The 15,256-nt window shown below is 61.9% G+C and carries 10 protein-coding genes; 6 read left to right on the top strand and 4 right to left on the bottom strand.

Translation table 11 applies throughout. From position 1 onward, the window contains the following. Positions 1 to 339, bottom strand: a 339-nt coding sequence (locus ACRESD_RS18830; protein WP_431752291.1) for a LysR family transcriptional regulator, incomplete at its 3' end; no start/stop codon positions are given. A gap of 113 nt (positions 340 to 452) precedes the next feature. Here ACRESD_RS18830 and ACRESD_RS18825 point away from each other — a divergent pair. The 6 genes from ACRESD_RS18825 (at position 453) to ACRESD_RS18800 (ending at position 8,372) form a co-directional block, all read left to right on the top strand. After that, complete coding sequence (locus ACRESD_RS18825) at positions 453 to 1,634, top strand: MFS transporter (RefSeq protein ID WP_431752290.1); 1,182 nt, start codon at positions 453 to 455, stop codon at positions 1,632 to 1,634. A 54-nt stretch (positions 1,635 to 1,688) separates the two neighbouring features. Next, a complete protein-coding gene (locus ACRESD_RS18820) occupies positions 1,689 to 2,399 on the top strand; it encodes a FadR/GntR family transcriptional regulator (RefSeq protein WP_431752289.1) in 711 nt (236 codons plus the stop codon). A 105-nt stretch (positions 2,400 to 2,504) separates the two neighbouring features. Then, positions 2,505 to 3,698, top strand: coding sequence for an L-2-hydroxyglutarate oxidase (gene lhgO, locus ACRESD_RS18815; protein ID WP_431752288.1), 1,194 nt, complete (start codon positions 2,505 to 2,507; stop codon positions 3,696 to 3,698). A gap of 58 nt (positions 3,699 to 3,756) precedes the next feature. Further along, entirely contained in the window at positions 3,757 to 5,082 is a 1,326-nt protein-coding gene (locus tag ACRESD_RS18810; protein ID WP_431752287.1) for an MFS transporter, read from the top strand. Between the two features lie 81 nt (positions 5,083 to 5,163). Beyond that, positions 5,164 to 6,018 carry a CAP domain-containing protein gene (locus ACRESD_RS18805; protein ID WP_431752286.1) on the top strand — a complete coding sequence of 285 codons (855 nt, stop codon included), beginning with the start codon at positions 5,164 to 5,166 and terminating at the stop codon, positions 6,016 to 6,018. A gap of 167 nt (positions 6,019 to 6,185) precedes the next feature. After that, positions 6,186 to 8,372, top strand: a complete 2,187-nt coding sequence (locus ACRESD_RS18800) for an ATP-binding protein (protein ID WP_431752285.1) — start codon at positions 6,186 to 6,188, stop codon at positions 8,370 to 8,372. A 3-nt stretch (positions 8,373 to 8,375) separates the two neighbouring features. On the opposite strand, the gene ACRESD_RS18795 is transcribed toward ACRESD_RS18800, so the two are convergent. Genes ACRESD_RS18795 through treS form a run of 3 tightly spaced genes read right to left on the bottom strand, consistent with a single transcriptional unit; the run spans position 8,376 to position 15,181 of the window. Beyond that, the gene (locus ACRESD_RS18795; protein WP_431752284.1) at positions 8,376 to 9,542 is read right to left on the bottom strand and encodes a diguanylate cyclase; all 1,167 of its coding nucleotides are present in this window, start codon (positions 9,540 to 9,542) and stop codon (positions 8,376 to 8,378) included. Positions 9,543 to 9,593: 51 nt separating this feature from the next. After that, on the bottom strand, positions 9,594 to 11,831 hold the full coding sequence (gene glgB, locus ACRESD_RS18790; protein ID WP_431752283.1) for a 1,4-alpha-glucan branching protein GlgB: 2,238 nt from the start codon (positions 11,829 to 11,831) through the stop codon (positions 9,594 to 9,596). Continuing rightward, a complete protein-coding gene (gene treS, locus ACRESD_RS18785; RefSeq protein WP_431752282.1) occupies positions 11,828 to 15,181 on the bottom strand; it encodes a maltose alpha-D-glucosyltransferase in 3,354 nt (1,117 codons plus the stop codon). The genes glgB and treS overlap by 4 nt, the downstream gene beginning before the upstream one ends. Positions 15,182 to 15,256: the final 75 nt, after the last annotated feature.

Raw genomic sequence — 15,256 nt, 5'->3', positions numbered from 1 at the left:
GGCCAGCAGGGGCGGACCGAAGTTTTCGACGAACTCTTCGCTGGTGCGCAGGGTAAAAGTGCGCTCAACGTAGCCCATGTCCAGGGATTGTGCGGGACGCAGCACGCAGTGAGCGTCCTGCACCAGGCGCCCGACCTGTTCGCGTAATGCCTGGGCACGCGGCGTGGGCACCAGGCTGCGACCGGCGCGCACCAGCAGCGGGTCTCCGGTGGTTTCGCGCAAACGAGCGAGTGCCCGGCTCATGGCCGAAGCGCTCAGGCCCAGACGCTTGGCGGCGCCTGCAACGCTGCCTTCGCTCAACAAGACATCCAGGGTGATCAACAGATTGAGATCGGGCATCGGCACTCCTCATGAGGCGTTTGATGCACGTATTAACTGCAAGTCGTGCGTCTTCCGCCATGGTAGTCGACACCGTAGATTTGGGACAGCCGCCTTCATTCAAGGAATTCCCCATGCAGACCTCCGCCCGAGGCGCTCTGTTGAGCCTGTCTTTATCCATGTTGCTCGCCTCGCTCGGCACCAGCATCGCCAATGTCGGCTTGCCCGCACTGGCTCAAGTGTTCGACACCTCCTTTCATGCCGTGCAGTGGGTGGTACTGGCCTACTTGCTGGCGATCACGACGGTGATTGTCAGTGCCGGCAGCCTCGGTGATCGCCTCGGGCGCCGACGCTTGTTGTTGAGCGGGCTGCTGCTGTTTGCCCTGGCGTGCGGGTTGTGCGCGGCTGCGCCGTCCCTGCCGTGGCTGGTGGGTGCTCGAGTACTGCAAGGCTTGGGCGCGGCGATCATGATGGCGATGACCTTGGGGCTGGTCGGCGACACCGTCAGCAAAGAGCGCACCGGCCGTGTCATGGGCTTGCTCGGTACGATGTCGGCGGTCGGCACCGCCATGGGGCCGAGCGTTGGCGGCTTGCTGCTCAGCCTGTGGGGCTGGCGCGCGCTGTTTCTGGTCGGCCTGCCCCTGGGATTGCTGGCGGCTGCCCTCGCCTGCCGTTATCTGCCGGTTGATCGCGTGGACGCAGCAGGTTCCACCGGTTTCGGCTGGCGGGCCGCCTGGGAGGACGCGCCCTTGCGCGCCGGCTTGGCGATGAGTGCGTTGATTGCCGCCGTGATTATGGCCACCTTTGTTGTGGGACCGTTTTATTTGTCCCGTGGCATGGGGCTCGATGCAGCCTGGATGGGCCTGGCCATGGCCGTCGGCCCCTGTGTAGCGGCCATCACCGGTGTGCCGGCGGGCCGTCTCACCGACCGCTTCGGCAGCCCGCGCATGACCTTCGCCGGCCTGGGGCTGTTGTGCTGTGGCGCCCTGCTGTTGTCATTCGCCAACGGATTGGTCGCCTACCTGGCCGCGCTGATGATTCTGACCACCGGATACAGCCTGTTCCAGGCGGCCAACAATACCGCCGTGATGAGCGATGTGCCCACGACACGCCGCGGCACGGTCTCCGGCCTGTTGAATCTGTCACGCAACCTGGGCCTGATTATCGGCGCTTCGGCCCTCGGTGCGGTATTCGCCTGGGCGACGCCGGACGTCACGCACGCCACCCCGCAATCTGTCGCCTACGGCCTGCACACGACCTTCGCCGTGGCGCTGGGCCTGATCCTGCTGGCGGTCGCAATACGACACAAATATTGACAAGATAAAATCGTAACGACTATTGTCTGACAACCTGATCAACAAGGCTATCCCATGCTTGAGCTCCAACGCCCCGATTCGCTCGTCGCAAGGGTTGTCAGCGCCATTCGCGCAGAAATCGACTCTGGCCAACTGCCGCCCGAGTCACGCATGCCGACCGAACAGCAGTTGGCCGAGCAGCTCAACGTCAGCCGTTCCGTGGTGCGCGAAGCCATCGCCCAGCTCAAGGCCGATGGCGTGATCACCGCGCGCCGGGGCCTCGGCTCGTTCATTTCGCAGACGCCAGCGGGCACGGTGTTTCGTTTTCCGCAACAAGATGGCCGCCGTCCCGACCTGGCGCAGATGTTTGAAGTGCGTCTGTGGATTGAAACCCAAGCCGCCTCGATCGCTGCCCAGCGCCGCGATGAGGCTGACCTGCAACGCATGAAAAGCGCCTTGCAGGCCATGCAGGACAACCGCAACAACTTCGAAGCCGCCGCCATTGCCGATGTGGAATTCCATCGCGCCATTGCCGACGCCAGCAAGAACGACTACTTCGTGGCGTTCCACGACTTCCTGCGCAGCCAACTGGCCAGCGCGCGCAAAACGGCGTGGGAAAATTCGGCATCGCGGTTTGCGACCGGCTCCGCCGATGCCACCCAGGAACACCAATTGCTGTACCAGGCCATTGCCGACGGTGACGCTCAACGCGCCGCGGGCAGCGCCGAAGCGCACTTGCGCGCTGCAGCCCGGCGCTTGAACCTGGAGCTGCCCGCCACCCACTGATCCTTCAAGTAGCGTGTCTGCGGACACGCCGTTTTTTTAAAAAAAACATTAGTCTGACAACCTGATAAGCAGACCAAAATGTGTAATGAGTAGGTATCTCACGCAATGATTCACGACTTTTGCATTATCGGTGGCGGCATTGTCGGCCTGGCTACCGCGATGGAGCTGCTCAAGCGCCAGCCAGGCGCGTCGGTGGTGATCCTGGAAAAAGAGCCGGTGCTGGCCAAGCACCAGACCGGTCATAACAGCGGCGTGATCCACGCTGGCATCTACTACACGCCGGGCAGCCTCAAGGCCGACCTGTGCAAACGCGGCGCCGAAGCCACCAAGCAGTTTTGCACCGAGCACGGCATCAAGTTCGAGGTCTGCGGCAAGATGCTGGTGGCCTCAAGCCCCCTGGAAATGCAACGGATGGACGCGCTGTATGCCCGTGCCCAGCTCAACGGCATGCGGGTCGAACGCCTGGACGCCGACCAGTTGCGCCAGCGCGAACCGAACATCGTCGGCCTGGGCGCACTGTTTCTCGACGCCACCGGTATCGTCGATTATCGCCAGGTCTGCGAAACCATGGCCCAGGTGATCCGCCGCAGCGGTGGCGAGATCTGCCTGGAACGCACCGTCACCGCCATTCACGAAGACACCGACAAAGTGACCGTCAGCACCCGTGGTGAAACCTGGCTGGCTCGGCACTTGGTGGTATGCGCCGGTTTGCAGTCGGATCGACTGGCGACCTTGGCCGGGGTGAAGATCGACCATCAGATCATCCCGTTCCGCGGCGAGTACTTCCGCCTGCCCGCATCGAAAAACACCATCGTCAACCACCTGATCTACCCGATTCCCGATCCGGAGCTGCCGTTCCTCGGCGTACACCTGACCCGCATGATCGACGGCAGCGTAACCGTCGGCCCGAACGCCGTACTGGGCCTTGGCCGCGAAAACTACCGCAAGTTCTCGGTGAACTGGCGCGACGTGGCGCAGTACGCCAGCTTCCCCGGTTTCTGGAAAACCATTTGGCAAAACCTCGGCTCGGGCACCACCGAGATGAAGAACTCGTTGTTCAAGTCCGGCTACCTGGAACAGTGCCGCAAATACTGCCCATCGCTGTCCCTCGACGACCTGCTGCCCTACGAGGCCGGCATCCGCGCCCAGGCGGTGATGCGCGACGGCAGCCTGGTGCACGACTTCCTGTTCGCCCAGACCTCAAGAATGCTCCACGTGTGCAACGCGCCCTCACCGGCCGCCACCTCGGCCATGCCCATCGGCGCGATGATCGCCGACCGCCTGTTCAACCCCCAGTAACACCCGGCACTACGCGTCCATTTGACAATAACTATAAAGACTCAGAAGGAAGTACAGCATGACGGCAACCGTCTCCATCCCCACCACTGAAACGCCCGAGCAAACCCGCAAGCGCCTGCGCAAAGTCGCCGCCGCGACCATCTTTGGCTCGATGCTGGAGTGGTACGACTTTTATCTGTACGCCACTATGGCGGCCATTGTGTTCTCGAAGATCTTCTTCGATAACAGCGACCCCAAGACCGCCTCGCTGATGGCTTTCTCCACCTTTGCCATCGGTTTCATTGCCCGCCCATTCGGCGGCATTCTGTTTGGCTACCTGGGCGACAAATTCGGGCGCAAGCAAGTGCTGGTGCTGACCTTCTGCCTGATGGGTGTGTGCACCACGCTCATCGGCCTGATTCCCAGCTACGCCTCCATCGGTATCTGGGCGCCGATCGTGCTGGTGTTTATCCGCATCATCCAGGGCCTGGGCGCCGGCGCTGAGTTGTCCGGAGCGGCAGTCACTTCCTATGAGCATGCCTCCCAAGGCAAACGCGGCAGCCAGGGTGCGTGGCCGGCGCTGGGCCTGAACCTGGGCCTGCTGTTGTCGTCGCTCACCGTGTACCTGCTCACCATCAACGGCAATGAGTTCCTGCTGGCCGGTGGCTGGCGCATTCCGTTCGTGTGCAGCATCGTGCTGGTGGGGATCGGCCTGTGGGTGCGCAACAGCATTCCGGAAACCCCGCAGTTCAAGGAGCTCAGCAAGGAAGCCGCCAAGGCCAAGGCCTCGCCGCTCAAAGCCTTGTTCAAGAACGACTTGAAGGGCTTGGCCGTGGTGTTCTTTGTGGCCATTGGCTATAACGCCCTGAGCTATATCTTCAAGACCTTCTCCCTGGCCTACCTGACCCAGTTCAAAGGGGTGGATGTGCACGTCACCTCCTTGTCGGTGACCATCGCCAGCCTGATCGCCATCGTCGCCGTGCCCTGCTTCGGCTGGCTGTGCGACAAGTGGAGCAGCAAGACCGTGTTGATGCTCGGCGGCGCGTTGTCGCTGCTGTTCGCCTATCCGTTCCTGGCCCTGCTCAACAGCGGTGAAAGCCTGATGATCTACCTCGCCATCGGCGTGGGCACCGGCATCCTCGCGCCGATGATGTTTGCCCCTCAGGGTTCGTTCCTGAGCCGCCAATTCCCCACCCAGACCCGCTCTTCGGGCTTCGGCACCGGACGCGAAATCGGCACCGCTATCGCTGGCGGCCTGGCACCGTTGGGTGCGTTGTCGATGGTGGCGGCGTCGGCCACCCACTCCACCGATGGCGTGGTGATCATCCTCGCCATTTCAGCCTTGTTGGTGGTGGTGTTCGCGTTGTGCGACCAGGGTCGTAAACACTCGACCTTCAAGAACTGAGGCAAAAAGTTCGGATCAAAGGGTGCATGGATGCACCCGGATCGCGCATCATGGGCACTTTCAAGCTCAAGGGTAACGTCCATGCGCGTGCTGTCATTGATGATGGGCCTTACGACGCTGGCCGCCACTACGGTGTTCTGCGCCAGCGCGATGGCGAATGAAGAAAGTCAGTTGGTACAACAGATCAACCAGTACCGCAGCCAGGTGCAACGCTGCGGTGACCAGGGTTCCCAGGAGCTGCCGCCGCTGACCAGCGACACACGGCTGGTGCTGCCGGCCACCAATGTCGGCGATTTGCAGCAGGCGCTGGCGCGGGCCGCGTACCCGATGGTCAACGTGCAAGCCATCAGTTTGTCCGGGCCCAAGGATGCGCAGGCAGCGATGAAAGCCGTGCGCGAAAGCTTTTGCCGGGTGGTGCTGGACCCACAATTCGTCGATATCGGTGTGAGCAACAGCGGCCAGGACTGGCGCATCGTGCTGGCCCGCCCGCTGCTGACCAGTGGCTTGGGCGACTGGCAGACCGAAGGCAAGCAACTGCTCAACCTGATCAACGCCGCCCGCGCCCAACCGCGCCAGTGCGGCACCCAGGCATTTGCCGCCACCACGCCGCTGTCATGGAACGACGACCTGGCCGGCGCCGCCAACAGTCACACGCGCAACATGGCCAACGGCAACTTCTTCGACCACTTGGACCATGACGGTCGCACGCCGGGCGATCGTGCCGAGTTGGCTGGGTACATTGCAAAGAACATCGGCGAAAACATCGCCGCCGGCCTCGATACGCCACGTAAAGTGCTGGACGGTTGGCTCGCCAGCCCTGGCCATTGCGCCAACTTGATGAACCCGCAATTCCGGGAGCTGGGTGCGGCTTACGCGATGGACCCGAAGAGTGATGCAGGGATCTATTGGACCTCGGATTTCGGCACACAGCAGTAGATGTGCAATGGCCCAGGGTGCTGGGCTTTTGCCGATTCAAATTAACGAGACATCAAATTGCCACCTCCTGGATAATCGCGCTGAACTGGCAGCGCTGATTTCGGTCTGTTGCTTGTTAGCCTGACCTCCAGGCACCGACAGTCCGTGGCAAACAAGGTGCACCCGCAATGATGAATTGGCTGCAAAGCAGCAGCGACATGGCCGAACAGGTACGCCTGCATGATTGGGCCAGTACCCCGCTTGGGCCGCTGGAGCAATGGCCTGATGTGCTCAAGATCACCGTTGCGCTGTGCTTTGCTTCAAGTTTCCCCCAAGCCATCGTCTGGGGGCCATCCCTGACGACACTCTACAACGACGCGTTTGTGCCGATCCTGGGCAACAAGCCCTATGCCCTCGGGCGCCCGTTCAGTGAGGTGTGGCAGGAAGCCTGGGACGACATTCGCCCTATCGCCGACGCTGCTTATCAAGGCCATGCCACCTACATCGAAAACTATCCCTTGGTGATCGAACGAGGTTGCGGCCCTGAGCAGGCCTATTTCACCTTTTGCTATAGCCCGATCCGCGACCCGCAAGGCAAAGTCGTGGGCATGCTCGACACCGTCACCGAAACCACCGCCACCGTCTACCTTGCCCGCCGCCTTGCAGCGCTGGACGCCATCGGCCATGCCGTGGCCAGTGCCACCGACGCCGAAGCCATCATGACCCTCACCACGCGCCTGCTGGCCGAGCACCTGCAGGTGTCCAATTGCGCCTATGCCGACATGGACGCCGATGAAGACGGTTTCACTATTCGCGGCAACTGGGCGGCCCCCGGTTCGCCCAGCATTATCGGACGCTACCGCCTGGCGTCGTTCGGCGCGCGAGCGGTTCGCCAACTGACCGCAGGCGAACCCTTGGTGATTCGCGACAATCGCCTGGAGTTCACGCCCGAGGAATCCGCCCGCTACCAGGCCCTGGGCGCCACGGCGACAGTGTGTTTCCCGCTGATCAAGAACGGTCGCCTGACGGCGCTGATGGCGGTGCATGACAAAGACATGCGTGCCTGGTCGCCGTATGACCTGGCGCTGGTGGGTGAAGTCACCGAGCGTTCCTGGGCGCATATCGAGCGCGTGCGTGCCGACGCCGCCGTGCGCGAGGGGCTGGCGGCCATCACTGAACTGAACGCCACCCTGGAGCAACGGGTGCAAGAACGCACCTTCGCACTGACCCAGGCCGAAGCCGCGTTGCACCAGTCACAAAAGCTGGAAGCCATCGGCCAACTGACCGGCGGCGTGGCCCACGACTTCAACAACTTGCTCACAATCATTCGTTCATCGGTGGATTTTCTGCGCCAGCCAGGGCTGTCCGAAGAACGCCGCCAGCGCTACATGGGCGCCGTCTCCGATACGGTCGAGCGGGCCAGCAAGCTCACCAGCCAGTTACTCGCGTTCGCCCGCCGCCAGCCGCTGAACCCGGAAATCTTCGACGTGGGCGAGCGCGTGCGCAACATCGGCGAGATGCTCGAAAGCGTCACCGGTTCGCGCATTCATGTACGGGTCGAACTGCCCGGGCAGCCTTGTCATGTCTGTGTCGACGCGAGTCAGTTCGAAACCGCGCTGATCAACATTGCCCTCAACGCACGCGATGCCATGGACGGCCAGGGCACCCTCACCCTGCGCGTGGCCCACGTATCGGCGCTGCCACGCATCCGAGGCGATGCGCCGGCGCAACAGCCGTTTGTGACCGTGTCCCTCGCGGACACAGGCGCGGGCATCTCGTGTGAGACGTTCGAGCATATTTTCGAGCCGTTCTTTACCACCAAACCGGTGGGCAAAGGCACCGGCCTGGGTTTATCCCAAGTGTTCGGGTTTGCCAAGCAGTCCGGCGGCAACATCGACGTGGCCAGCACCCTGGGCCAAGGCACGGTGTTTACCCTTTACCTGCCCGAGGTGGAGGCACCGGCGGCCCTGCACACACCGTCGGGCCAGGATCACAGCCCGCTGCGGGACATGGCCATGGGTCATATCCTGATCGTCGAGGACAACCTTGAAGTCGGCCGTTTCGCCAACCAGATCCTTCAGGACCTGGGCTACCGCACCACCTGGGCCACCGATGCCGAACAGGCGCTGGTGCTGGCCGGTGCGGACGTCATGGCGTTCGATGGGATTTTCTCGGATGTGGTGATGCCAGGCATGACCGGTGTCGCCATGGCCAAACAGCTGCGCCAGCGGCGGCCGGACCTGCCAGTGGTACTCACGTCCGGCTACAGCGAGGAACTGGCTGAAAATGGCTACGAAGGGTTCGAGTTTATCGCCAAGCCCTACTCCGCCGACCAGGTGGCGTGGGCGCTGGCCAAATCGATGCGCAAGGACTGAGCCCTACTCCGCCACAGCGACCTGGTTACGCCCCATGGCCTTGGCGCGGTACAGCGCCTTGTCGGCGGTGTTCATCAGGCTGTGCAGGTCTTGATCGAGGCTGCGCACCACGGCCACACCCAGGCTGGCGGTCAGGCCCTGCACCGGTTCGGCGGCCAGGTCGGAAACCGCCTTGACCAGTTGCTCGGCGATATCCAGCGCGGTCTCCAGCGAAGTGTTGGGCAGCAACACCGCAAACTCTTCGCCGCCCAGGCGGCCATACACATCCGTCTGGCGAAACGAGGCCGTGATCACGCCGCCTATCTGCCGCAACACCTGATCGCCCGCCTGGTGGCCATAGGTGTCGTTGATGTCCTTGAAGTGGTCCATGTCCATCATCAACGCACACAGCGGCTGCTGGTTATGACGGCATTGCGCATACAGCAATTGGGCATGTTCAAAGAACGCACGGCGGTTCATCAACCCAGTCAGTTCGTCAGTCAGGGCGGCACGCGTGGAGATGTTATGGGCGCGCTCCATTTGCCGGGTGAGGCGAAAGGCTTTTTCCAGGGCATCGGACAATTTACGCGTGGCGCTGACCACGAAGGTGGAAAACACCAGCACCGCAATCGCTACGCCCACTTGCATCGGTGCCGGCTGAAACAGCAGCCACAACGTACACGGCAGCAGCACCAGGGCCATGGAGCCCAGCGTCATGTAACGGTAGGCCGAGTAACACGAGACCGCACTGACCGACATGCCCACGGTGAACAGCATCACCAGCACCTGTGACACGCGGTCGTCGTGGGGCATGACCACCAATGCGCCAATGCCCCAGATCCCGGCCGACAACATCAGCGTGACCCAATAACGCCGCTCCCAGCGTGCAGGCGTGCGTTCGGCGTCAGGGCAGCGAAACCAGTCCATGAACATTTTCAGGCGCAACAGTGACGAACCTGCCAGCAGCACCAGCCAGACCAGCATGACCTTGTGGTCGAAACGGTCCCAGCACAGCCAGCACAGCATGGCAGCGCCCAGGTAACTGCCGAAAACCGCAGCGAACGACTGGCGAAACAGCTGGTGCAAACGATCGGTTCGCACCTGCTCTTCGATCACGCAATCCGGGTCCAGCCCATGCCCAAGGTTGCTCATGAAATCCGCCTGATTCGACTGCCATGACAAAGCCAGCATTGTGGCATCATGCCAGCAGTCGGGACAACCGTATCCCCCATGGCAGAGCCCTCAATGCCCTTGCGGCCGCAGAATCAACACGCCCAGCGGCGGCAGGTTCAACGACAACGACACCGGTTGCCCATGGTGAGGTTCTGCCTGGGTAAACACCTCTCCCCCATTGCCATAATTGGAGCCGGCGTAGGTGTCGGCGTCACTGTTGATCACCTCGCTCCAGCGCCCGGCAAACGGTACGCCGACGGCGTACGCCTCACGCGGCACCGGGGTGAAGTTGGCCACCACCAGCACCGGCTTGCCGTCCTTGCTCCAGCGCAGCCAGGCGTAGACGCTGTTAATGGCGTCATCGCCAATCAGCCATTGGAAACCCTGGGGCGCATCATCCTGTTCGTGCAGCGCCGGCTCCTCGCGGTACAGGCGGTTCAAGTCGCCCACCAGCTTTTGTACACCCTTGTGTTCCGCGTATTGCAGCAGGTACCAGTCCAGTTGCTGGTCGTGGTTCCATTCGCGCCATTGACCGAATTCGCAGCCCATGAACAACAGCTTCTTGCCCGGATGCATCCACATGAAGCTCAGGTAGGCCCGCAGGTTGGCGAACTTCTGCCAGCGATCGCCGGGCATCTTGTCGATCAACGAGTGTTTGCCGTGCACCACTTCATCGTGGGAAATCGGCAGGATAAAGCGCTCGGACCAGGCATACACCAGGCCGAAACTCAGCTCATTGTGATGATGGGCGCGGTACACCGGGTCTTGCTGGATGTAATGCAGCGAGTCGTGCATCCAGCCCATGTTCCATTTGTAGCTGAAACCCAGGCCGCCCTGCTGGGTCGGCTGGCTGACGCCGGGCCAGGCGGTGGATTCCTCGGCGATCACCAGCGCACCTGGTGCCTCAAGGGCCACCACGTCATTCAAGTGACGCAGGAAGTCGATGGCTTCCAGGTTCTCCCGACCGCCGTGGCGATTGGGCACCCATTCACCGGCCTTGCGCGAATAGTCGCGGTACAGCATCGACGCCACCGCATCCACCCGCAGGCCATCGACATGGAAGTGCTTGAGCCAGTGCAGTGCCGAAGCCAGCATAAAACCATGTACTTCAGTGCGGCCCAGGTTGTAGATCAGGGTGTCCCAATCCTGGTGAAAGCCTTCCAGTGGATTGGCGTATTCGTACAACGCCGTACCATCGAACTGTGCCAGGCCGTGGGTATCGGTGGGAAAATGCGCCGGCACCCAGTCGAGGATCACCCCGATGTCGGCCTGGTGCAGAGCGTTGACGAAATAGCCGAAATCTTCCGGCGAGCCGAATCGAGCGCTGGGCGCGAACTGCGACAACGCCTGATACCCCCAGGAGCCACCGAACGGGTGCTCCATGATCGGCATCAACTCGATATGGGTGAAACCCAATTGCTGCACATAGGGAATCAGCCGCTCTGCCAGCTCACGCCAGCCATATTGGCGGGCCACTTCGCCCACCTCGTCCAATTCGCATTGCCAGGAGCCCACGTGCAGTTCGTAGATCGACAACGGCGCACTGGCCTTCTGTCGCTCGCTGCGCGACTGCATCCACGCATGGTCCTGCCAGTCCACCTGCAAGGGTGCGGCGACTTTGGACGCAGTGTCCGGCGGCAGTTGGGTGGCCAGGGCCATGGGGTCGGCCTTGAGCGGCAGAATCCCGTGGGCACCGAGTATTTCGTATTTATACGCCGCGCCCGGTTGCAAACGTGGAATAAAGATCTCCCACACTCCGGACGGATGGCGCAGGCGCATCGGATGGCGACGACCGTCCCAGATATTGAAGTCGCCCACCACCGAAACCCGTCGGGCATTCGGTGCCCACACGGCAAAACGCACGCCCTGCACGCCATCCACGGTGGTCACTTGGGCGCCCAGGCAACTGCTCAAGTCACGATGATTGCCTTCGGCAAACAGGTACAGGTCCATTTCCCCGAGGAGTAATTGGCTGAAGCTGTAAGGGTCTTCGGTGATCTGCTCACCGCCGGCCCACTGGATCTTCAGCAAGTACGCCTGGCGCGTGCCGAACTGCCCGATAAACAAGCCGGGCACCTGGGTGGCCTCCAGGCTGCCGATCGGCTCACCGCTGTCACGGCTCAGTACCTGAACGCTCAGGGCTTCCGGCAAATAGGCGCGGATAAATTGCCCGCTCTGCTCGTCCTCGTGTGGCCCCAGAATCGAGAACGGGTCCGGGTGTTCGGCGCGTACCAGCGCTTCGACGTCCTTGGACGCCGGCATTGCAGTCAATTTTGGCTGCAGCGGTTCTTTGTGCGTAAAACTCATGACGTCTCCCCACCGCGTGCAGTTTTCGATACAGGTAAAAGCCCACTGAGCAAACGGTGCAGGCCCTGCAAGGGCACCGGCAACCAGCTCGGGCGGTTTTCCGCTTCGTAGGCCACTTCGTACGCGGCCTTCTCCAGGCTGAACAACGTCAGCGCTGCGTCTTGGCCGCTGGCATCCTGCCAGTCATGCGCCAGTGTAGACGTCGCCGCTTGATAAGCCCGGGTGAATGCTTGCCGCGCCTCCTTGAGGTAACGATCCGTCACGCGCTTGCGTGCGCTGTCGGCCTCTGGCGAGTTATCCGCTCCTTGTCCCTGCACATTCAAGGCCATCGCCGCCGCGTAATCGAAGGAGCGCAGTACGCCACTCACATCCTTGTAGGGGCTGTGCTTGCCACGCCGTTCATGCAGTGGCCGCGCCGGCTCCCCTTCAAAATCGATCAGGTAGGCATCGCCCTTGACCACCAATACCTGGCCCAGGTGCAAATCACCATGCACCCGAATCCGCAGCCCGCCCAGCGTAGCTTTCGCCAGGGCCTGGACATGCCCGCCAATGGCCTTTTCCTGCCCCAACAATTTAACGACCAGCGCCTGATCGGCGGGGTTCAACTGAGTTTGATGAAGCTTGAGTAATTGCAGGGCGCGCTCGATTTGTGCGCCGACATCCTTGGCCCAGACTCGGGTGTGCTTGACCGTAGTGACTTCTGGCTTGAAGTCCGGATTGGCCGTCGGCTCGGCCAAGACCCGATGCATCTCGCCCAGGCGTTGCCCCAGCAAACCGGCGAAATCCTTGAGTTCGCCGAGGGCGTTGTAATGCTGCTCCTGTTCGGACACAGCCTGTGCCAGCGCGTCTCGAATCGCCCGCTCCAGGTTGTTTTGCGTCCAGGCCCAGGCGTCGCCCTGATTGCTCAAGTACCCTTGGGCAATCATCAACAAGTTGTCCTGGCCTTGCCTGTCGCGGCGGATCACCGAGCCCAGCAGCGGCGAGATATTGGGATAGCCGGCGGCGGTCAGATAAGCGCTCATTTCCAGTTCCGGATGCACGCCGCCGCTGACCTTGCGGATCAGCTTGAGCACCAGGCTTTCAGCCACCACCACTGAGCTGTTGGATTGCTCGGCCGACAGGTAGCGCACTTCAGCACAATCCGTCAGTGCCAGGTTGCCCAGTTGGGAGGTGGCCTCGAAATGCAGATCCCCTTCAGCGGTATTCAGTACAGACCCCGCCTGTAATCCGTGGATCACGGCGCGAATAAAGTGCTCCAGGCTGAACGCATCAGTCACCAGACCGACCTGCCGCGCCCGGCGCACACGGGCCAAGGCCAGTTGCTGCGGCAAGGCGCTGGTGAACTGGTCTTCGGCGAGAAAACCGAACGGCAGTTGGTAACGGCTGACCTGGCCGGCGCTGGTCACGTCGACTTCGCTAAGCAGCACCGGATGTGCAGGGTCGCCGAAACGCACGCCGTAGGCGATATGCACACCGTCGATAGCGGCGTCCTTGCCGGCGAACCAACGCCGCTTGGGCAGCCAGTTCGGCAGCGAGGTGTGTTCCAGAATGGTGCGGCACGGTGCGTCGAGTAATTCTTCCATGCGCTTCTTCAGGACCAGTGTGGTGAAGTCCGGCATGCTCTGCGCCGGTTCCACATGCCAGCTGGGCATCTGGTTCTCCGCCGCCAGCACAAACCAGTAGAAGCCGTACGGGGCCAAGGTCAGCAGAAAATTCAGCTGGCCGATGGGCGGGAACGCATTACCGCCGAGCATCTCCACCGGCACCATGCCAGCGAACGCCGACAGGTCCAACTCGGCGGCCTGGGCGCTGCGCGATACGTTGGCCACACACAGGATGATTTCAGTGCGCCCATCTTCACCTGTGTATTCACGGGTATACGCGAGGATGCGGCGGTTGCTCGGCGAGAGCATTTTCAGGCTGCCCCGGCCAAACGCCTTGGACTGCTTGCGCACCGCCAACATGCGCCGGGTCCAGTTCAACAACGAGTGCGGGTCCTGGGTCTGGGTTTCGACGTTGACCGACGGGTAGCCATATTGCGCATCCATGATCGGCGGCAACACCAGGCTGGCCGGGTCGGCACGGGAGAACCCGCCGTTACGGTCGATGGACCACTGCATGGGGGTACGTACGCCATCGCGGTCACCCAGGTAGATATTGTCGCCCATGCCGATTTCATCGCCGTAATACAGGGTCGGCGTGCCGGGCATCGACAGCAGCAGGCTGTTGAGCAACTCGATTCGGCGGCGGTCACGCTCCATCAGCGGCGCCAGTCGCCGGCGTATCCCCAGGTTGATCCGCGCGCGACGGTCGGCGGCGTAGTAGTTCCACAGGTAGTCACGCTCTTTGTCCGTGACCATTTCCAGGGTCAGTTCATCGTGGTTACGCAGGAAGATTGCCCACTGGCAGTTGGCGGGGATTTCCGGGGTCTGGCGCAGAATATCGGTGATGGGAAAACGGTCTTCCTGGGCCAGTGCCATGTACATGCGTGGCATCAACGGGAAGTGAAACGCCATGTGGCATTCATCGCCGTCGTCGCCGGTTTTGTCGCCGAAATACAACTGGGTGTCCTCTGGCCACTGGTTGGCCTCGGCCAACAGCATGCGGTCGGGGTAATGGGCGTCAATTTCGGCGCGAATCCGCTTGAGCACTTCGTGGGTTTCGGGAAGGTTCTCGTTGTGGGTGCCATCGCGCTCGATCAGGTAGGGAATGGCGTCCAACCGCAGTCCATCGATACCCATGTCGAGCCAATAGCGCATCACCGACAGCACGGCCTTCATGACTTGCGGATTGTCGAAGTTCAGGTCGGGCTGGTGAGAATAAAAGCGGTGCCAGAAGTACTGGCCGGCGACCGGGTCCCAGGTCCAATTGGACTTTTCGGTGTCGAGGAAGATGATGCGGGTGCCGTCGTATTTCTGGTCGTCATCGGACCATACATAGAAGTCCCGCGCCGCCGAGCCCGGCTTGGCTTTGCGCGCACGCTGGAACCACGGATGCTGGTCGGAGGTGTGGTTGATCACCAGTTCAGTGATGACGCGCAGCCCGCGTTTATGGGCCTCGGCGATAAAGCGCTTGGCGTCGGCCATCGTGCCGTAGTCGCTGTGCACGCCCCGGTATTCGGCGATGTCGTAGCCATCATCGCGGCGTGGCGAGGGGTAGAACGGCAGCAGCCATATCGTGTTGACGCCCAGGTCGGCGATGTAGTCGAGCTTGGCGATCAGCCCGGCAAAGTCGCCGATACCGTCGTTATTGGCGTCGAAAAAGGATTTGACGTGAACCTGGTAGATCACCGCGTCCTTGTACCAGAGCGGGTCCTGGGTGAAGGTGGTCGGTGAGGGTTTCTTCGCCATTGGAAACTCCTGAGTACGCTATTTTTGCGGGCCAGACACGATCAAAATGTGGGAGCGGGCTTGCTCGCGAAAGCG

It is taken from the genome of Pseudomonas sp. (assembly GCF_050739995.1).
Taxonomy (GTDB): Bacteria; Pseudomonadota; Gammaproteobacteria; order Pseudomonadales; family Pseudomonadaceae; genus Aquipseudomonas.
The sequence above is the reverse complement of the archived record's forward strand: the minus strand, read 5'-3'. Positions and strand labels throughout refer to the sequence as shown.